The following is an 18758-nucleotide window of genomic DNA, read 5'->3' as shown; positions in this document are numbered from 1 at the left end:
TCTCACCGTGCGTCGGTGCGCCGGCCGCGGCGCTCGCGGTCCAGCAGCAGGTCGGCCTTGAGCTGCCGGGTCAGGGGCCCGACGAGCCGGCGCACGAGGGCGTCGAGCTGCTCGGGGGACGTCGCCTCGGGGTCGGTGGGCGCGGCGGCGGGTTCGCCGGGCGCGGCTGCGGCGGCGGGCGCCGCGGGGCCGGCCTCGGCGCGCTGGACGTCCACGGGGTGCGGGACGTCGGCGAGGAGCGGGGCGTCGGTGGTGTGCGGGACGTCGGAGGCGCGCGGGACGTCGGTGGTGCGCTGGACGTCGAGGGGGAGCGCGGGTGCGCCTGCGGCGGTCCCGTGCGCGGAGCTCGTGTGCGGGGCGGGGTCGGCCGGGCGGCTCGGCAGGGGGAGCGCCGGGGCCGACGACGCGGTCCCGGTCCACGCGGCCCCGGTCCAGGCGGCCCCGGTCCCCGCGGGGCCGGTCGTGGCCGACGACCCCGGCCACGCCGGTGTGCCGGTCGGGGCGGCGGTGCCCAACGGGGTGCTCGTCGGGGTGCTCGACGCGGTGGTGGAGGGCGCGGCCCAGGCGGCGGTGCTCGACGACGCGGAGCGCTGCGCGTCGACGACGGTCGCGCCCGGCGCGTCGGTGCTGCGCTGGAGCGCCGGGGCACGCAGCGTGGCGGTCGCCGCTGAGGCGGACGGCGCACCGACGAGGGGTGCGTCGGCCCGGGCGGGTCCGGGGCGGTCGGGGGTCCGCTGCACGGCGGTCGGGCCGAGCGCCAGGGCGGCGGTCGGGGTCGGGGCGGTGGTCGGGCCGGCCGGGGTGGTGCTCGGCGCGAGAGCGGGCGGCGTGGTGCCGAGCGTCGACGCCGCCGGGCCGTCGGCCGGGCTCGGCGAGGTGGACCGGTGCACGGACGCGTCGTCGTCGAGCGGCAGCGCCGTTCCCGGTGCCGGTGCGGCCGTGATGCCGGTCGCGCGGCTCACGACCGGGCTGGGTCCGTCGTCGCGCTGCCCGCGCAGGACGGGGACCAGCAGGGGCGCGCTGTCCGCGGGTGACGCGGCAGCGCCCGGGTCGGCTGCGTGCGGGGAGGCGGTGCCGGCGACCGCGGAGCGGCTCACGACCGGCAGCGCGTGGGGGAGTGCCGACCCACCGTGCGACGACCCGGCGGCACCACCGGGGACGAGGTCGTCGGCGGAGCCGGTCCGCGCCGGGGAGGTCGCGCCGACGTCCGCCCGTGCCGCGCGCCCGAGCGTCGGGAGCGGGAAGAGCGGCTCAACCGCGGCGCGCGCGACCGGGACCGCTCCGCCCGTACCGGCCCCCAGCGTGCCCGCTCCGACCGCGCCGCCCGTCCCGGACCCCAGCGTGCCCGCTGCGAGCGTGCCCGCTCCGGTCGAGCCTGCTCCGGTCATGCTCGCTCCGAACCCTGGGTCGCCGGCAGTTCCTGTCCCGATCCCCGACTCGCCGGAGGTGCCTGCCGCGACCTCGACCGCGCCGACCGTGCCGGCGCCGCCGAGGTGCTCTGCCGCAGGCGAGGGGGCCGCGCTGAGGCCGGCGGGTGGGACGGCACCCGGGGTCGGGTCGGCGCCGCCTCCGCCGGTCGCGGGTGCGGGCGGCGCGTCGCCCGCCCCGGCGTCGTGCGAGGGGCCCGGCGCGAGGGGCAGGTCCACGGCACGGGCGACCACGGGCACCTCGGCGACGACCGTGTCGCCGTCGGCGGTGTCCTCCCGCGGGCCGACGCCGTGCAGTGCTTCCGGCGCCGGAGGGCTGAGGGCCGGACCGGCGTCGAGGCGCCCACCGTCGGGAGGACCGCCGTCGGGCCGCCCGCCGTCGGAAGAACCGCCGTCGGGGCGCGCGTCGTCGGCTGCGAGGTGTCCCACGCCGGGCTCCGCGCTGACCAGCGGGAGTGCTGCGCCGGGCGACCCCGCCCGTACCCCGGACGTCCCCGTCGCTGCCGGCGCCGTCGAGGTGACGCCGGGACCCGCGGTGGCGGACGCCCCGTCGTGCACGTGCGCGCGCTGGAGCGGCGTCGTCCCCTCCGGGTGCACGCTCGGCGCGCCGAGGCTCGGGACGGGGCCGGTCAGCGGGGCGCCGAGCCCGAGCCGGCGGGGCACGGACGTGCGGGGCGGGACTGTCGGCGCCTCGGCGAGGGGTACGGGCGAGCCGCCGTCCCGCGGTACGGGGCCAGGGCCCGGCGCGTCCGGGCCTACGTCGCGCTGCACGGGGGCTCCCGCGCCCGGTGAGGCGAGACCGCCGACGGAGCCCACGAGCGTGAGCGGGACGGACGTGGACCCGGCGGCGGCCGCGGCGCGCGCGACGTCCGCCGCGCTCGGGCCGCCGGGGTCGTCAGCGCCGCGGTCCACCCCCGGCCCGGGCGCGCCGAGCACGGGCACGCCCAGCACGGGCGCGCCGAGCACGGGCGCGCCGAGGACGAGCGCGGCGCCGTCGGCGACCTCGGCCGGTCCGACCGGCACGCCGGTGCCCGCGTGTCCGCTCGCCTCCGCGGGCGCCGGACCGGAGTCGAGGTCGCGAGACGCCTGCACGTCGACGTCCGACCGGCCCACGGGTCCGGGCCCGGGGACCTCGGCGCGAGCCCCAGGAGGCGCGGCGGGTGCGTCGGGCAGGGCCGCGAGCTGCAGCACCGGCAGGTCGAGCGAGCGTGCGCTCACGAGCGCCGGTGCGGGCGCACGTCCCGGTCCGGGCGCCGACGGGACCGCGGAGCGTTGCACGGGGGGTGCCGCGGTCCCGCCGGACGACGGGGGGTCGGTCACGTCGGGCCGGTGGAGCACGAGCTCGTCGGTGCCCGCGCGGGTGGACGGGGCGCCCGACGGTGCCGCCGGCGCGCCGAGCCCGCCGCCGTCACCGTCGACCACCCCGGCGGCGACGCCGGCGCTCACGAGGTGCGACATCGGGCGCAGCGACGTGGGGTCCCCCCACGCGGCCAGCCCGTGCCGCGCGGTGTCGAGACCCGACACGAGCGGCATCGGGGCGGTGCTGCGCTGGAGCGGCGGCACGAACGCCCAGCCCGCGACGGACGGCACCGGCTCCGCAGCGCGCTGCACACCGGCGTGCGCGCCGGCCGCCCCGCGCGCCCCGGCGCCCGCCCGCCCGCCGAGGCCGGCGTCGGCCCCGCGCCCGCGGACGTCGTCGTCCCCCCGGGGTGCGTCCCGCTGCCACGGCCACCGCACGGCTCAGCGCTCCGCGTGGGGACGCGTGCTGAGCCGCGTGTTGATGCTCGCGATCTCGGCGACGTACCGCAGCCGCTGACCGTGCTCGAGGTCGAGGATCGCGTCGAGCGGCCAGTGGAAGTGGTAGGCGACGTACGCGACCTCCTCGTGGATCCGGTCGGGCGCGTACGTCACGATTCCCCCAGGCGGCCACCCGCGAGGTCGACGGTCATCCGGTGCTGGCACGCGGAGCACGTGACCGCGATCCGGGTGTGCCCCTCCGCGTTGACGCGGCGGTAGAGGTCCTGCAGGAACGCGACGTCCGAGGCGAACATGTTCTCGACGACGTTCGCGGTGATCGCCGGGACGGTCCCGAGCGACGTGATGACCCGTGCAAGCAGCACGACCGTCGTGTACGCGGCGTTCTCCTGGACCCGCGCGTCGTACAGCGGCAGGAGCTCGTCGCGGGCGGTCGCGAGCCGCATGACGCCCGAGCGGTGCACCACGCCGTCGCCGTCCACGTACCCGCGCGGGAGCTCGAACGCGAACTCGGTGCGCAGGACGCCGTGGGCGGCGGCGTCCGGGGCGTGCCCCTCGTGGACGTCGAGCCGCTGCTCCTGCTCGTCCAGGACACCGTTGCGCATGCGCTGCATCACGTCGCTCGGCCCCGTCTCAGGAGATCGTGGACTCGTCGTAGCAGACCGTGAACTTCTCGGTGGCCTGCTCGGCGGCACCGGCCTTGAGCGAGTTGATCTCGACCGACCGCACCCAGCAGTTCACGAAGTTGTAGGTCTTGATGGTCGCGCCCTGGTAGTCGAGCAGCGCGACCGACGCCGTCTTGCGGGACCCCGCGACGTCGCCCTCCATGACCTTCTTGAGCCAGTCCGTCACCGTCTTGGACTCGGTGAGCCCGCGCGTCACGGTGAACTCCCCGGGCTTGGGGCGGCCGATGAGCTGGCGGACGACGTACTTGCCGTCGGACGTCTGCTGCTTGAGCTCGATCTTGTCGACCTCGTTCTTCAGGCCGCTGACCTCGGTGACCTTGGGGATCTGGATCCCGTCGATGGTCACGATGAAGCCGTTCGCCGCCGACGAGTCGAATGTGTCGAGGGGCATCGCTGGTCACTCTCCTTCTGCTGTCGAGCGGGTCGGGTCCGGCGTCACTCGTTGACGAGGCTCGTGCCGCCCGAGAACTGGGCGAGCTGGAAGATGACGAACTCGGCGGGCTTCACGGGGGCGACGCCGATCTGGCACACGACCTGGCCGGCGTCGATGCCCTCGGCGGGGTTGGTCTCGCCGTCGCACTTGACGAAGAACGCCTCGTCGGGCGTCGTCCCGAACAGCGCGCCCTTGCGCCACTCGTTGACCAGGAAGGCGCTGATGGTGCGGCGGATGCGTGCCCACAGCGCCGGGTCGTTCGGCTCGAACACGCACCACTGCGTGCCGATGAGGATCGACTCCTCGAGGTAGTTGAACAGCCGGCGCACGTTGAGGTAGCGCCACGACGGGTCGCTCGACAGCGTCCGCGCACCCCAGACCCGCACCCCGCGCCCGGGGAACGTCCGGATGCAGTTGATGCCGTTCGGGTTGAGCAGGTCCTGCTCGGCCTTGGTGATCTGCGTCTGCAGGCTCACCACGCCGCGCACGACCTCGTTCGCGGGCGCCTTGTGCACGCCCCGCTCGTCGTCGTTGCGCGCCCACACCCCGGCCATGTGTCCCGACGGCGGCACGAACCGGTTGCTGCCCGACGCGGGGTCGAACGTCTTGACCCACGGCCAGTAGAGCGTCGCGAAGCGCGAGTCGAAGTTCGTGTCCTCCATGCGCCACTTCTTGATCTGCTGCGGGCTGAGGTTGGCGGGGGAGTCGAGGATCGCCATGCGGTCGCCCATGAGCTCGCAGTGGTCGATCACCGCGCGCTGGACCGCCACGACCGTCTCGAGGTCGATGGCCTCCTGCTCGTACGCGGCCATGAGGTCCGGGACGGCGACCATCGTGACCTCGTCGATCGCCTCGAGGCCGCTGAACCCGGTGCGCGCGGCGGCGTCGCCCACGTAGTCGTCGGCGCCGAGCGCGGTCACCGTGGGCGCCTCCGGCTCGGGCTCGGGGGCGAGCAGGCCGAACGTGCCCTTGTCGGGCTTCATGAGCGCGCTGCCCGAGAAGACCTCCTCGAGCGTCACGACCTTCGACTCGGCGTTGACCTTGGTGGCGACGTTCTCGGGACCGCGCTTCGTCGTCACGTGGTCGAACGTCTCGGTCACCTTGCCGTCGGCGTGGACCACGAGCTTGAAGTGGTCCTCGGGCGGTTCGGCGCCGCCGGCGTCCTGGATCTCGACGCTCACGGACTTGTTCGCCGCGGACGGCTGCGCGGTCACGCGGTAGCCGCCGACCATCGCCACGGCCGGCCCGGTCACGGCCTTGCGCGCCTTCGCGGAACCCCCGGCCCCGACCGCCGCCGCGCCGTTCCCGGCGTGGCCGTTCGACGACGCGCCGCCGCCGATCCGCACGACGTAGCAGTTGCCGCCGCCGTTGAGGAAGTACCCGTACACGGAGTGCGCGAGGTAGGAGCCGGGCAGGAAGTCGCCGAACTTCTCGGTGAACTGGGTCCAGTTCGACACGAGGGTCGGCTCGTTGAGCGGACCCTGCGCGGCGAGGCCGACGAACGCGGCGACGGCGGTGCCCACTCCTTCGATCGGGCGGGATCCCGCCTCGACCTCCTGGACGTAGACACCTGGGGAAAGGTAGGTCGGCATGCTGGTCCCTCCAGAGCCCGGTGAGCGCCACTGCGACGTCGAGACCAGCGTCACCGCGCGGCGGGGGCAGCGGCACGTGCGTCGGGCCGTCGTGGAGGGAAGACGTCGCTGCCCGATCGAGCACCGGGTCCGGCCTGGTCAGGGCGGTCACGGCCTGGCGGTGCCGCCGTGCGTGAGGTCAGCCGGCGCGGCGTCCCGCGACCGACAGCACCGCGAAGGCGGCGACAGCGAGCGCGAGCCACGAGCACGGCCGCCCGGCCGCCCCCGGTGGGTGCACCGAGGTCCTCGACGAGCGGCGCCAGCACGTCCGACGTGGACCGTGCGGCCCACCTGCCGGCGCCGACGACGGCCGCGAGGAGCGAGCCCGCGCTGAGGCCGACCGTGTCCCCAGGCACCCCGTGAACGGCTCGAGCCCTGGGCGCGCGCCCCGGGCAGGACCGGTGCCCGCCCCGACGCGTCAGCCGGCGGCGGCCTCGTCCTCCTCGGCCTCCTCGCGCTGCACCGAGGCGCCGGGCTCGAACGCGCCCTGCACCGGCGCCTCCTCGGGGGCCTCCTCCTCGGCCTCCTGCCGCTGCACGGCCGCCCCGCCCGACGCACCGCCGCCCCCGGCGACCGGCGCGGTCTGCACGGGCGGCGCGGACATGACGCGCTCCGCGTTCGCCGCGGCCTCGCGCTCGAACCGGTCGGACGGGTCGCTGACGCGCACGCCGTCGCCGGTCGCGGTCCCGTCCACCGGGCCGCTGCGCTGCTGCACGACGTGCGTGAGCTCGTGCGCGAGCATCGTGCGCCCCGCCGTGGAGCCGGGGTCGTACTGCCCGCGCTGGAACACGACGTCGGAGCCGACCGTGTACGCGTGCGCCTGGACCGAGGCGGCCGAGCGGTGCGCCGCGTCGTCGGTGTGCACGCGCACGTCCCCGAAGTCGTGCCCGAGGCGGGACTCCATGTCGGTGCGCACGTGCGCGTCGAGCGGGCTGCCGCCCGAGCCGACCACGTCCAGCACCGGCGAGCGCTCCTCCTGCGCGAGCCCGCTCACCCCCTGGTTGCCGACGGCGCGCTGCAGCCGGGCGAGCCCCTGCGGCCCGACGACGTCGGTGCGCCCCGCCGCGGCGGCCCGCCACAGCACGCTGTCGGGCCGCTCCTCGGTGCGCTCCGTGCGCGGGCGCTGCGCGTCGTCGTCCAGGTGCTCGTGCTCGTGCTCGCGCATGGTCGCTCCCTCACCGGGCTCGCCGCCGGGCCGGACCCCGGTGCGGCGTCTCCTCCGAGGCTTCCCCCGGCGTCGCGCCGCGCCAAGGATCGGCCAGCCGTCGTCCGGGGCAGGGCCGCTGCCCGATCGCGCACGCGCCGGGCTCAGGCTCCGGTCGGCTGGAGCATCGACCAGTACCGCCCGAACTCGCCGGGCAGGCACAGCCGGCCGAGCTTGCGGTACTCGTGCTCGACGGCGCTGATCACGTGCGTCATGCGCACCGTGCCGCCGTCGTCGGCCGCGAGGTACGCCGCGGTGACCGCCGACGAGCGGATCGCGCCGCCCGCGAGCTCGAACGCGCCCGCCACGAACTCGAGGTCGACGTCCGGGTCGCGCGGGACGAGCGCCCCGAGGCTGCGGTCCCACAGCGCGCGGCGGTGCTCGGGGTCGGGCAGCGGGAAGTCGACGAGCACGTCGAGCCGGCGCGTGAACGCCTCGTCGATGTTGGCGCGCAGGTTCGTCGCGAGGATCGCGAGCCCGTCGAACGACTCCATGCGCTGCAGCAGGTAGGCGCTCTCGATGTTGGCGTAGCGGTCGTGCGAGTCGCGGACCTCCGAGCGCCGGCCGAAGATCGCGTCGGCCTCGTCGAACAGGAGGACCCCGTTGACCTCGGCGGCGGCGGTGAAGATGCGCTCGAGGTTCTTCTCGGTCTCCCCGATGTACTTGTCGACGACCGTCGCGAGGTCGACGACGTACAGGTCGAGCCCGAGCTCGTGCGCGACGACCTCGGCGGACATCGTCTTGCCGGTCCCCGAGTCGCCCGCGAACAGCGCCGCGACACCGTGCCCGCGCCCGCCGCCGGGCCGCATCGACCAGTCGCCGAGCACGCGCTCGCGGTGCCGGGCGCGCAGGGCCACCTCGCGCAGCGCGACCATCGGCGCGCGCGGGAGCACGAGGTTCGACCAGCCGACCGCGGGCTCGATGCGCCGGGCCAGCCCGTCGAGCGCGGAGCCGTTCTCGGCGCGGGCCCCGGCCCGCAGGTGCTCGGCGGTGACCTGCCCGTCGGGCTCGACGCGCGCCTGTGCGAGCGCCGACGCCGCGGCCCGCGCCACCTGCTCGGGCCGCAGCCGGAACTGCAGCGTCGCCGCCTCGACGGTCGCGTCGTCCATGCCGGCGGCGGCCTCGTGGCGCCCGTCGTCCGCGCCGGAGCCCAGCGCGCGCAGCCACATCGTCGAGCGCTCGCCCGTGGTGCTGGCCGGCACCGTCAGCAGGAGCGGCGGCTGCGGGGTCCACGCGGGGTCCCACGCGCCGCGGCCCACGAGCAGCAGCGGCTCGGGGTCGCACGCCAACGCCGGCAGCAGGCGCGGGCGGGCCGCCACCGCCTCGACCGGCCCGGCGACGAGCCCGGCACCGCGCAGCCGGGCCTCGCGCGCGGCGGACCGGGCGAGCGCGTGCGCGTCCGGCTCGGCGGCGAGGGCGTGCAGGTCGACGACGACGGCGTCCCGGCCGGTCGAGCGCAGCGCCTGGACGGCGAGGACGCGCGCCGAGCCGGTCGAGCCCTCGCGCAGGTAGGTCAGGGTCGTCCCGCGGCCGAGGGCGCGCGCGAGGGGGCCGGCGTCCCCCCACCGGACGTCCGGGGCGGTGACGAGCACCGGCGCGAGCGCCGCGTCGGGTGCGTCGTCGCCGAGCAGGTGCTCGACGACGCGGTCGGGGACCCGCAGCGCCCGGCCCGGGAACGGCCGGTCGGGGTCCTCGACCACGAGCAGGCCCCCGGTGACGAGCGGTCCGTGCGTGAGCCGGGCCCGGCCGTGCGCGGAGGCGAGGTCGACGCCGCACAGCTCGAGCGCGACCGCCGTCGCGGGCCGGCGCCGCGTGACGTCGTCGTTGAGGTACCCGAAGAGCTGCTCGAACCGCGAGTCGAGGTCGCACACGAGCGCCACGAGCAGGAGGTCGACGTCGAGCGGCGTCAGCGCGCAGCGGCGCACGAGCTCGCGCAGCCGCAGCCGGTGCCCGGCGCGCTCGGCGTCGTCGGCGGCGCGCTCGACCGCGTCGGTCCGCTCGTCGACCGCCGGGTCGGGCGCGTGCGCGGGCCGGGGACCCGCGAGCAGGCGGTCGACGGCCTCGTCGCTCAGGTACAGCCCGCGGAACGGGTCGTCGGGCTGCGGGTCGACCGCGCGGCGGCGGGCGACGAGGGCGCGGACCCGTTCCTCGACCGTCGCGGCGCGTCCGAGCAGGTGCGCGAGGCTCGCCTGCCCGGGCCCGACCCCGTCCCTGGTCCCGTCCGCGCGGACGCGCACGTCCGGCTCCGGGACCTCGCCCGGGGTCCTGCCCCCGCCCGTGCCCTCGTCCGTCCCCGTGCCCTCGTCCACGCCCGGGTCCCCGCTCACGGCTGCGCGCCGCGCTTGCGGGACCGGGTGGCCGGGCGGGCCGTCGCGGGGACGGCGGCGGTCGTGACCGCGGGTGCCGGGGCCGCCGCGACCCGGGGCGGCGGTGCGTGCCGCCGCCGCGGGCCGGTGTTCGAGCCGCCGCCGAGGTCCTGCAGCCCGACGTACGGGCCGTCGAGCACCGGCGGGCCGGCCGGGTACACGATGCCGGTGTCGACGGGCGCGCTCACGACGACGTCGAGGGACGGCTTGAGCTCGCCGCCCAGCGCGGACCACACGTCGGCGAACGCGCGGTCCTCGGGCGGTGGCAGCCCGACCGTCACCGGGACGTCGAGCCCGGTCTCGGCGAGGTGGCCGACGACGAGACCGCGCGGCAGCGCCTCGTAGCGCAGGAAGCACGCGAGCAGCGAGTCGAGCAGCATGTGCTCGTCCTCGGGGCGCTGCGTCCACGCGGTCACGAGGTACGAGAGCTTGAAGAACCGCGGCGCCGGGCTGCGCGAGACGACCACGCCGTCGGACCCGCGCCGCTCGGTCCAGCCGCGCTCGCGGCGCTTGAGGTCCTCGCGCAGGTCGTAGAGGTACAGGTTGACCGTGGGCGTGTTGCGGCGCGACGCCCAGTCCTTGGTCGGCGCGTCGAACACGACCTCGAGGTCCGTCCCCGCGACGGCATCGGTCCGCACGATGCTGCGCAGGGCCGCGTCGACCTGGGCGATCACCCGTCCACCCCCCTCGTGCGCTCGTGCCGCTGACAGCTCCACGGTGCCGACCGCCCGCGCCGCGCGGCACCCGGCACCGGGCAGCCGATCGGGCAACGCGTGCGGCCGTCCGGGCACCGGGTGCCCGCCCCGTGCGGGCGCCGTCGCCCGCACGGGGAGCCCCGACTAGATGAGCCCCTCGCGCACCGCGTACGCGACCGCGTGCGAGCGGTTGCGCAGCTGGAGGCGGGTCGTGACGTCGTGCAGCACGTTCTTGACGGTCCGCTCCGAGTACGACAGCTGCCGGGCGATCTCGCTCGTGTCCAGCCCGTCGGCGACGAGCCGCAGCACCTCGACCTCGCGCGTCGCGAGCCCCGTGAACGTCAGCCCGCGCGGGCCGAGCACGTGCCGCTGCAGGCGGCCCACCTGGTCGAGCAGCCGCCCGAGCAGGTCCGGCGGGACGCTGCCCTCGCCCGCGGCCGCCGCGAGGATGACCTTGACGAGCCGCTCGGGCGTCGCCTCGCTGCGCCGCACGAGCCCGAGCACGCCGGCCTCGACCGCCGAGACGAGGTCCTCGTCGTCGAGGCGCCCGGCGACGAGCACGGTCCGGGCGATGCCCGCCCGCTGGCTGACGCGCAGGATCGTGGTGGTCTCGTCGTCCACCTGGTCCACCACGATCACGGCGACCTTCGCCTCGTGCAGCTCCGACCGGCCGACGACCCGCACCTCCGGGCGCGGCCGCAGCTGGCTCGCCACACCGGCCTCCGAGATCGGGTCCCTCGCCAGGACGTGCACCCCGATGCGCTCCATGTCCGTTCCTCCCCGTGCCCTACGTGCCGGCCCACCCCCTCGGGGACCGCATGCCCGGGAGTCTGCCGTCGGCCGATCTTCGTGCAGTCAACAGGGACACAACGGGCATCCCGGGCTGCCCCGAAGTCCGGCCCGGCCGCACCAGGGGCGGCTCCGGGCGCCGCCCTACCGTCGGTCCATGACCACGACAGCCACCCTCGACCCGACCCCGGTCATGCTCGACCCGGGCGGGGCTGCGGCCGTCCCGCTGCAGATCTACAACAACGGCGAGCTCGTCGAGGGCTACCACCTCGAGGTGGTCGGTCCCGCGAAGGGCTGGGCCTCGATCGAGCCCGAGGACGTCTCGCTCTACCCGGGCGCGTCGACGACCGCCACGGTGATGTTCTTCCCGCCCCGCTCGGCCGCCGTGCCCGCGGGCGAGCTCCGCTTCGGGGTGCGCGTCGTCCCGACGGAGCACCCCGAGGAGACCGTCGTCCCCGAGGGGTCGGTCGAGGTGCTCCCGTTCATGGAGACGACGGCCGAGCTCGTGCCGCGGACGTCGCACGGCCGGCGCGGGGCCAAGGTGCGGGTCGCGGTCGACAACCGGGGCAACCAGCCGGTGACGGTGGCGCTGCGCGGGGCCGACCAGGCCGACGCCCTGCAGTTCGGGGTGAGGCCCGCGGTCTCGACGGTCGGCGCGGGCAACGCGGCGTTCACCGACCTGCGCGTCGAGCCGGTGCGGTCCATGTGGCGCGGTCAGCCGCGGACCCTCCCGTACACGGCGACCGTCGAGCCGCGCGACGGGACGCCGGTGACGCTCGACGGCACGTTCGTCCAGGAGCCGCTCATCCCGTCGTGGCTGCCCAAGCTGCTGCTCGCGCTGCTGGCGCTCGTCGCGGCCCTCGTCGCGCTGTGGTTCCTCGTGCTGCGCGGCGCGGTGCAGTCGGCGGCGCAGGAGGCGGTGCGGGACGAGGTCGCCGCGGCGGAGGAACAGGCCGCGGTCGCCGAGCAGGCCGCCGAGGAGGCCGGGGAGGCCGCCGGGGGAGCCGAGCAGTCCGCGCAGGTCGCGGGCGACGCCGCGGTCAAGGCCGACGAGATCGTCGGCGGGACGCTCCTGCCGCCCACCGAGATCCCGACGTCGGGGCGGCTCGAGGTCGAGACCGTCGCCAACTCGACGCGCGCGGACAGCTTCGTGGTCCCCGAGGGGCAGACCGTCGAGCTCACCGACCTGGTGCTGAGCAACCCGCAGGGCGACTTCGGCCGCGTCCGCCTCGAGATGGGCGAGCAGGTGATCCTCGACTCCGCGCTCGAGAACTTCCGCGACCTCGACTACCACTTCATCTCGCCGATCGTCGGCGCCGCCGGGGACGAGCTCGTCATGACGCTCGAGTGCAACGAGGTCGGCAAGCCGCCCGGGGAGACCACGCTGCCCGACGAGTGCGCCGCAGCCATCTACTTCGGCGGCTCCGTGATCACCCCGGCCGCCCCGGCGCCCTGACCCGGCGACCCGCGCGATGCCCACCGGACCCGCCCTGCGCGCGGGCGACAGCGCGCTGTGCCCGATGATGGACGGGCCGAAGCCGCACGTCGGCGGCCCGATCACCCCCGCGGCGGCCGTGACGACCGTCCTCATCGGCTCGATGCCGGCGGCGGTCGCGAACGCGGTGCCCGGCGGGATCGTGTGCGTCTCCCCGGCGCCGAACGGGATCGCGATGGGCAGCACGACCGTGCTGATCGGCGGGTTCCCGGCGGCCCGGCTCGGCGACCAGTCGCTGCACGGCACCCCGATCGCCCCGGGACCGGGCTGCCCGACGGTGATCGTCGGCGGATGATCCCCGCGCACGGTCGACCGCGCGCGCGGACGTCCGCACCGGCCCGCAGGACGACGCGCACAATCACCCGGGCGGCCCAGCCTGGACAGTTGACCAACACCTCGCGAAGCCGCAAACTTGAACCTGACAGTGCGCATCGCCTGCCCCCTGCGCGGTGCGCACTGTTCACACGTCACGATCGGGCGGGCCCTCCGAGGGCCCGCCCGATCGTCGTTCCGGGCGCGTCCCGCGAGCGCAGCCCCGGCGGATGACTTCCGCGGGATCACGCGGCTCCCGGCGTGCCATGCGGCGCCGCCGGAGGGTGACGGTTAGCGTTCCGAGGGTGATCGTCCCTGCGCGCAACCTCGGCCCCGGTGCAGGCTCGGGCTCGCGACCCGACCCGAGCGCGCCCTCCACGACCCCCTCGGCCACGGGCGGTGCCCCGGTCGACGGCGCGGACGTCACGCCGGACACCGCCGGGGCCGCCGCCCCGGTGCTCGTCGAGCCGCCGTCCGCCGAGGAGCTCGTCGCCGGTGCGCTCGCGGGCTGGCGCGCACGCCTCGTCGAGACCGCGGGCGGCTCGACGCTCGCGGACGTCGACCTGCTGGGCGACGCCGCCCTCGACCTCTCGGCCGCGCACCCGTCGGGCATCGCGCAGCTCTTCGCGGGACGCGAGACTCGCCTGTCGAACCTCGTGCGCGAGGGCGGGTCCCTCGCGAACGCCAAGCGCCGCGCCCGGGCCGTCGGCGCGCGCGCCGAGCAGTACGCGCAGCGCTACGGCATCGCCCCGACGTACCTGGCGATCGGCGTCGCGACGTGGACGGAGCGCACGACGCCGGACGTGGCCGAGGACGACGTCGCGGCGCTGGCCGCTGTCACGCGCCGCGCGCACGGCACGGACCCCGACGACGCCCTCGCGCCCCTGGGCGGCGTCACCGCGCCGGTCGGTGCGACGACGGCGAGCGAGCCCCGCACCGTCCGGGCTCCCGTGCTGCTGCGCCCCGTGTCGCTGCGGGCGCGGGGGAGCGGCGAGAGCGACTACGAGCTCGTGCTCGAGCAGACGCTCGAGGTGAACCCGGTCGTGGCCCGTGCGCTGCGCAGCCGCGGGGCCCTGCTCGACCCCGGCGCCGTCGCACGCGGGACGTTCACGGGCACGGGCTTCGACCCGCGTCCGGCCCTCGCCCGGCTCGCGTCGCTCGGCGGCGCGGTGCTCGAGGGCTTCCGGCTCACCGAGAGCCTCGTCGTCGGGACGTTCGTGCACCCCGGGCAGGTGCTCGTCGACGACCTCGACCAGCTCTCCGGGACCCTGGACCGGCACGAGGTGGTCGCGGCGCTCGCCGGGGTCGACGAGGCGCGCGAGCGCGTCCTGCGGCCGCTGCCCGAGATGCGCCGCGGCGACCGCGACCCCGACGTCGAGCGCGGCGTGGGCGACCTCGACGCCGCGCAGCAGCACGTCCTCGACCTGCTCGCGACCGGCGAGCACCTCTTCGTCGACGCCCCGACCGGCTCGGACGTGACCGGGACGCTCGCGGCGGTCGTCGCCGACGCGGCCGCCTCCGGCAAGACCGTCCTCTACGTGCCCGGCCACCGCCGCGCCGCGGGAGCCCTCGCGGCCCGCCTCGCGGAGCTCGGCCTCGACGACCTGCTCCTCGACGTCGCACCCGAGGCCGGCTGGCGCACCGCCGCCGCGCGCCGCCTGCTCGACGCGATGACCCTCGAGAGCACGCCCGTCGACGCCGCCCGCACGACGCTGCTGCGCCGGGACCTCGTCGCGCACCGCGAGCGCCTGCGGGCCTACGTCGACGCTCTGCACGCCGGTCGCACCCCGTGGGAGGCGTCCGCCTACGACGCGCTCCAGGCGCTCGCGAGCCTGACCGCGACGCGCCCGGCACCCCGCACTACCGTCCGCCTCGCGCCCGACGTCGCGCGGGTGCTCGACGCCGAGAGCCGTGCGGTGCTCGCGGCGGACCTCGAGCGCGCGGTCACCCTGGGCGCCTCGACGCTCCGCCCGACGGACACCCCGTGGTTCGGCGCGGACCTGACGACGGACCACGCCGCGCGGGAGACGCTCGACCGGATCGGGCGGCTGCTCGACCACGCGCTGCCGATCCTGGCCTCGCGCGTCAAGGAGGTCGCCGCGGCGACGGGCCTCAACGAGGCCACGACGGTCGACGCGTGGGGCGAGCAGCTCGTGATGCTCGGCGGGATCCGCGGCGCCCTGGACGTGTTCCAGCCGCTCATCTTCGAGCGCACCGCCGCGGACCTCGTCGCCGCGACCGCGACCAAGCAGTGGCGCGAGGAGCACGGGATGCCCATGGGCTTCTGGCTCCGCCGGCGGCTGCGCAAGCAGGCGAAGGACATGGTGCGCCCCGGGCGCCCGGTCGCCGACCTGCACACGGCGCTCATCGGCGTGCAGGAGCAGCGGCAGATCTGGCAGGCGCACTGCCCGGCCGGCGGCTGGCCCCGCCTGCCCGAGGGCCTCGCGACCATCGAGGACGAGTACCGCTCGGTGCGCGCGGACCTCGACGCGCTCGACGCGGTGCTCCGGACCACGCCCGGCGGGGGAGGGCTCGCCGCCCTGGCGCTGCCCACGCTCGTCGAGCGCCTGCGCCGGCTGTGGGGCGACGCGCGCGCCCTCGACGCCCTGCCCGAGCGCACCCGCCTCGTCCGGTCGCTGACCGCCGCGGGCCTCGGCTCGCTGCTCGACGACTTCGCCGCGCGCCGGGTCGAGGCCGAGCTGGCCGGCCCCGAGCTCGAGCTCGCGTGGTGGAGCACCGTGTTCGAGCAGATCATCGGGGACGACCCCGCGCTCGCCGACTACGACGGCGCCGCCCTCGGCCGGCTCGCCGCGCAGTACGCCGCGCTCGACCGCGCGCACGTCGCGAGCCTGTCCGGGCCGGTGCGCCGCGCCGTCGTCGGGCACGTCGCGTCCGCGCTGCGGGCGAACCCCGGCCAGACGCAGGCGCTCTTCGCCGAGCTCGTCGAGGACCGCATCACGAACCTCCGCGAGACCGTGACCCGGTACCCCGACCTCGTGCGCCGCCTGCGCCCGGTGCTCGCCGCGTCGCCGATGCTCGTCCCGCAGGTCCTGCCCGCGACGCGCACCGTCGACCTCGTCGTGCTCGACGCCGCCGCGCACCTGCCGCTCGAGGTCGCGCTCGCCGCGATCGCGCGCGGACGCCAGGTCGTCGTGCTCGGCGACGCCCGCTGCGCGTCCGGCAGCGCGGTCCGCGAGCTCGCCGAGATGCTGCCCGGCGTCGCGCTGCGGGCCGACGCCTCGCGCCGCGACCCGCACCTGACCGCTTTCCTCGCCGCGCACGGCTACGGCGACGTGCTGAGCCCGACGCCCCTGCCGCAGAACGCCCCGCTCGTGCGCCTCGACGTCGTCGACGGCACCGGGATGCCCGACTCGACGAGCGGCGCGGTCGACAGCACGCGCGCCGAGGTCGAGCACGTCGTCGAGCTCGTCCTCACGCACGCGCTGACCCGGCCCGACGAGTCGCTCGCCGTGATCACGCCGTCGTCCGTGCACGCCGAGCACGTGCGCGAGGCCGTGCTGACCGAGGTGCGCGACAACCCCGGGCTCTCGGCGTTCTTCGACGCCGGTGTCGCCGAGCCGTTCGTCGTCGCCGACCTCGCGGGCGTCGCGGGGCTCAGCCGCGACGCGGTCGTGCTGTCCGTCGGCTTCGGCCGGACCCCGCACGGGCGGGTGCTGCACCGCTTCGGTCCCATCGGCGGCCCGGGCGGGGACGCGCTGCTGCTCGCCGCGCTCGGCGCGACCCGGCACCGGCTCGACGTCGTCTCGTGCTTCCGCGCCGGCGACCTCGACCCCGAGCGCCTGCGCGGACCCGGCCCGCGGCTCCTCGCGGACCTGCTCGCGTTCGCCGAGCGCCGCAGCGCCGACTCGGGCGAGGTGTCGTTCACGCCGTCGACGACCGCACCGTCGGTCTCCGCCGCCGCTGCGTCGGCCGCGCCGTTCGTGTCCATCCCGGCGTCGGCGGCGCCCGCCGTGGGCTCGACCACGCCCGTCGACTCCACGGAGCAGGTCGCGCCGGCGGCCGGCGCCTCCGGTGCGGCACCGGCGAGCCGGTCGGCGGCGGACCCCGACACCATGACGCTCCCGCAGCAGGCCGACGAGGGCGCCGCGCGCGAGCCCGACCGCCTCGTCGTCGACCTCGCGGAGCGGCTGTGGCGCCACGGCCTGACCGTCGAGCTCGACCACGGGCTCCCCGGCGGCACCCACATCCCCCTCGCGGTCGGCCACCCGGACCTCCCCGGCCGCCTGCTCGTCGCGGTCCTCACCGACGACGAGGCCTACGTCGCCGAGCCGAGCATCCGCGTGCGCGACCGCCAGGTCGCCGAGCGCCTCGAGCGCCTCGGCTGGTCGGTCGTGCAGGTGTGGTCCGCCGCGGCGTTCCTCGACCCCCAGGCCGAGGTCGACCGGGTCCGGAGCGCTGTCGAGGCCGCGATCCCGGCGGCGCCCGCGGCGGTGCGTCCCGCGGCCGGCACGCGGGCTCCCGCGCGCGTCGACGAGCCCGAGGACGACGCCGACGTGGAGACCCCGGCGCACGGCGTCGCGGTCGCACCGGGCGGGACGGCCGCGCCCGGTGGGCAGGGCGCGACGGAGGCGACCCCGGCAGGTCCGGACGCGGGACGCGCCACGGGCGGGACACCGACGTGGGCGGCTGCCGCGACGCCGGGTGCGACGGGAACCACCTCCACCACTCCGGCGGGTGCGACGGCCGCCGTCCTGCCCGGTACCGCGGGTGCCGTGGCCGCCTCGGCCGGTCCCGCGGGTGCGGCGGCAGCCACCTCGGCCGAGCCGGCGGGTGCGGGCTCCGACGCCCGTGCGGACGCCGTCCCCGGTTCCCCGGGGTCCGAGAAGCGGTCCGACGGATCCACGACCGCCGACGCCGCCTGGGCCGAGCCCGTGACCCGTGCGCGCCGCCGCACGCCTCCGCCCGCGGCGCCGCAGAGCCCGCTCACGCCGCCGCGAGGAACGCTCGCCGCGCGGACGAGCCCGTGGCACGCCATCACACCCCCGACGCCACCGGCCGGCCCGCCCACGACGGCGACCCCGTCCGGCGGTGGGGTCGCCGGTGCTCCGCGCACCGGCCCGGTCCCCGTGCGCACGGGTGCGTGGCCCACGATCCCGGCAGCGCGCCGCGGCGGCAGCGCACGCCCGGACGGCACGCCGCGCCCCGGTAGCGACGACACGAACGGCACCCCTCACCCCGGCGGGGTGGACGAGGACGGGGGCTCGGTCCGTCACGACGGGACCGCCGCGGACGGCGGCTCCCGACGCTCGGACGCCACGCGCTCCGAGGTGGCACCGGCCCGAACCGGTCGGCGGGTGCAGACCCCCGCGACAGGCGCGCTCCCGCAGGTCGAGCGCCGGTCGACGGGGATGATCCCGCGCGTGGGCGAGACACCCGGGGGCTCACGGCACGTCGAGCGCGTCAGCACGGGGAGCCTGCGCCGCGTCGCACCCGCGGCCACGAGCGCCGGCACGGGCCCGGGGACGGGCAGGGGCACGGGCACGGGCACGGGCACGGGCACGGGCAGCGTGCCGCAGGTGCCGACGACCGGTGACGCACCCGCCGGCGCCGCTGCCGGAGCTTCCGCGGCGCACCGGCCGGACACCGCACCCGCGCCGGACGCCGGCCGCACGACGCTCAGCGACCGGCCGAGCACGGGGCCGACGCCCCGGGTCGAGCAGCCGACGCTCGCCGTCCCCTCGCGACCGCGACCGCCGATCCGGCCCGGCCTGCCGATCAACGCCTACAGCGACGACCAGCTCGACGAGGTCGTCACGTGGCTGGTCTCGGACGGCGTCGAGCGCGGCCGTGAGGAGCTCGCGGCCGCGGTGCGCGAGGCGCTCGGCATCACGCGCCGCAGCTCGCGGGTCGACGCGGTCGTCGCCGGCGCGGTCCGCCGCGCGACGTCCTGAGCCCGGCGGGATCCGTCGGGACGAGAGCCGGCAGACCGGTGGTCGGCGCGGCG

The 18758-nt window shown here is 77.1% G+C and carries 12 protein-coding genes; 3 read left to right on the top strand and 9 right to left on the bottom strand.

Annotated elements, in window-relative coordinates:
• Nucleotides 1–2: 2 nt before the first annotated feature.
• From NXY84_RS16420 to NXY84_RS16380, 9 genes are all read right to left on the bottom strand, one after another.
• Nucleotides 3–3164 (bottom strand): hypothetical protein, encoded by a 3162-nt coding sequence (locus NXY84_RS16420; protein ID WP_258724113.1) that lies wholly within the window; start codon nt 3162–3164, stop codon nt 3–5.
• Between the two features lie 3 nt (nt 3165–3167).
• Nucleotides 3168–3338: a DUF6760 family protein gene (locus NXY84_RS16415; RefSeq protein WP_258724112.1), complete on the bottom strand. Its 171-nt coding sequence runs from the start codon at nt 3336–3338 to the stop codon at nt 3168–3170.
• The gene (locus NXY84_RS16410) at nt 3335–3787 is read right to left on the bottom strand and encodes a hypothetical protein (protein WP_258724111.1); all 453 of its coding nucleotides are present in this window, start codon (nt 3785–3787) and stop codon (nt 3335–3337) included. The genes NXY84_RS16415 and NXY84_RS16410 overlap by 4 nt, the downstream gene beginning before the upstream one ends.
• Before the next feature lie 28 nt (nt 3788–3815).
• Nucleotides 3816–4259, bottom strand: a complete 444-nt coding sequence (locus NXY84_RS16405; protein ID WP_258724110.1) for a phage tail protein — start codon at nt 4257–4259, stop codon at nt 3816–3818.
• A gap of 44 nt (nt 4260–4303) precedes the next feature.
• On the bottom strand, nt 4304–5893 hold the full coding sequence (locus NXY84_RS16400) for a phage tail sheath family protein (RefSeq protein ID WP_258724109.1): 1590 nt from the start codon (nt 5891–5893) through the stop codon (nt 4304–4306).
• Between the two features lie 457 nt (nt 5894–6350).
• Nucleotides 6351–7097, bottom strand: coding sequence for a DUF4157 domain-containing protein (locus tag NXY84_RS16395; RefSeq protein ID WP_258724108.1), 747 nt, complete (start codon nt 7095–7097; stop codon nt 6351–6353).
• A gap of 143 nt (nt 7098–7240) precedes the next feature.
• Nucleotides 7241–9445, bottom strand: coding sequence for an ATP-binding protein (locus NXY84_RS16390; RefSeq protein ID WP_258724107.1), 2205 nt, complete (start codon nt 9443–9445; stop codon nt 7241–7243).
• Nucleotides 9446–9459: 14 nt separating this feature from the next.
• Nucleotides 9460–10176 carry a DUF4255 domain-containing protein gene (locus tag NXY84_RS16385; protein ID WP_258724106.1) on the bottom strand — a complete coding sequence of 239 codons (717 nt, stop codon included), beginning with the start codon at nt 10174–10176 and terminating at the stop codon, nt 9460–9462.
• Between the two features lie 165 nt (nt 10177–10341).
• Nucleotides 10342–10965 carry a response regulator transcription factor gene (locus NXY84_RS16380; RefSeq protein ID WP_258724105.1) on the bottom strand — a complete coding sequence of 208 codons (624 nt, stop codon included), beginning with the start codon at nt 10963–10965 and terminating at the stop codon, nt 10342–10344.
• A 178-nt stretch (nt 10966–11143) separates the two neighbouring features.
• Between NXY84_RS16380 and NXY84_RS16375 the strand changes: the two genes are divergently transcribed.
• The 3 genes from NXY84_RS16375 to NXY84_RS16365 all read left to right on the top strand — a co-directional run bounded on the left by NXY84_RS16375 (nt 11144) and on the right by NXY84_RS16365 (nt 18705).
• Nucleotides 11144–12442: a hypothetical protein gene (locus NXY84_RS16375; protein WP_258724104.1), complete on the top strand. Its 1299-nt coding sequence runs from the start codon at nt 11144–11146 to the stop codon at nt 12440–12442.
• 16 nt (nt 12443–12458) lie between these two features.
• The gene (locus NXY84_RS16370; protein ID WP_258724103.1) at nt 12459–12776 is read left to right on the top strand and encodes a PAAR domain-containing protein; all 318 of its coding nucleotides are present in this window, start codon (nt 12459–12461) and stop codon (nt 12774–12776) included.
• Between the two features lie 322 nt (nt 12777–13098).
• Nucleotides 13099–18705 (top strand): hypothetical protein, encoded by a 5607-nt coding sequence (locus NXY84_RS16365; protein ID WP_309485007.1) that lies wholly within the window; start codon nt 13099–13101, stop codon nt 18703–18705.
• Nucleotides 18706–18758 lie beyond the last annotated feature (53 nt).

This window comes from Cellulomonas sp. NS3, from assembly GCF_024757985.1.
Lineage (GTDB): Bacteria > Actinomycetota > Actinomycetes > Actinomycetales > Cellulomonadaceae > Cellulomonas_A.
This window is presented reverse-complemented; position numbering and strand designations above follow the sequence as displayed.

What these genes read in the sequence shown, in the direction of transcription:
- NXY84_RS16410 (WP_258724111.1), bottom strand. Translation starts at nt 3,787, where the DNA reads ATGCGCAACGGTGTCCTGGACGAGCAGGAGCAGCGGCTCGACGTCCAC.
- NXY84_RS16405 (WP_258724110.1), bottom strand. Translation starts at nt 4,259, where the DNA reads ATGCCCCTCGACACATTCGACTCGTCGGCGGCGAACGGCTTCATCGTG.
- NXY84_RS16400 (WP_258724109.1), bottom strand. Translation starts at nt 5,893, where the DNA reads ATGCCGACCTACCTTTCCCCAGGTGTCTACGTCCAGGAGGTCGAGGCG.
- NXY84_RS16395 (WP_258724108.1), bottom strand. Translation starts at nt 7,097, where the DNA reads ATGCGCGAGCACGAGCACGAGCACCTGGACGACGACGCGCAGCGCCCG.
- NXY84_RS16380 (WP_258724105.1), bottom strand. Translation starts at nt 10,965, where the DNA reads ATGGAGCGCATCGGGGTGCACGTCCTGGCGAGGGACCCGATCTCGGAG.
- NXY84_RS16375 (WP_258724104.1), top strand. Translation starts at nt 11,144, where the DNA reads ATGACCACGACAGCCACCCTCGACCCGACCCCGGTCATGCTCGACCCG.
- NXY84_RS16370 (WP_258724103.1), top strand. Translation starts at nt 12,459, where the DNA reads ATGCCCACCGGACCCGCCCTGCGCGCGGGCGACAGCGCGCTGTGCCCG.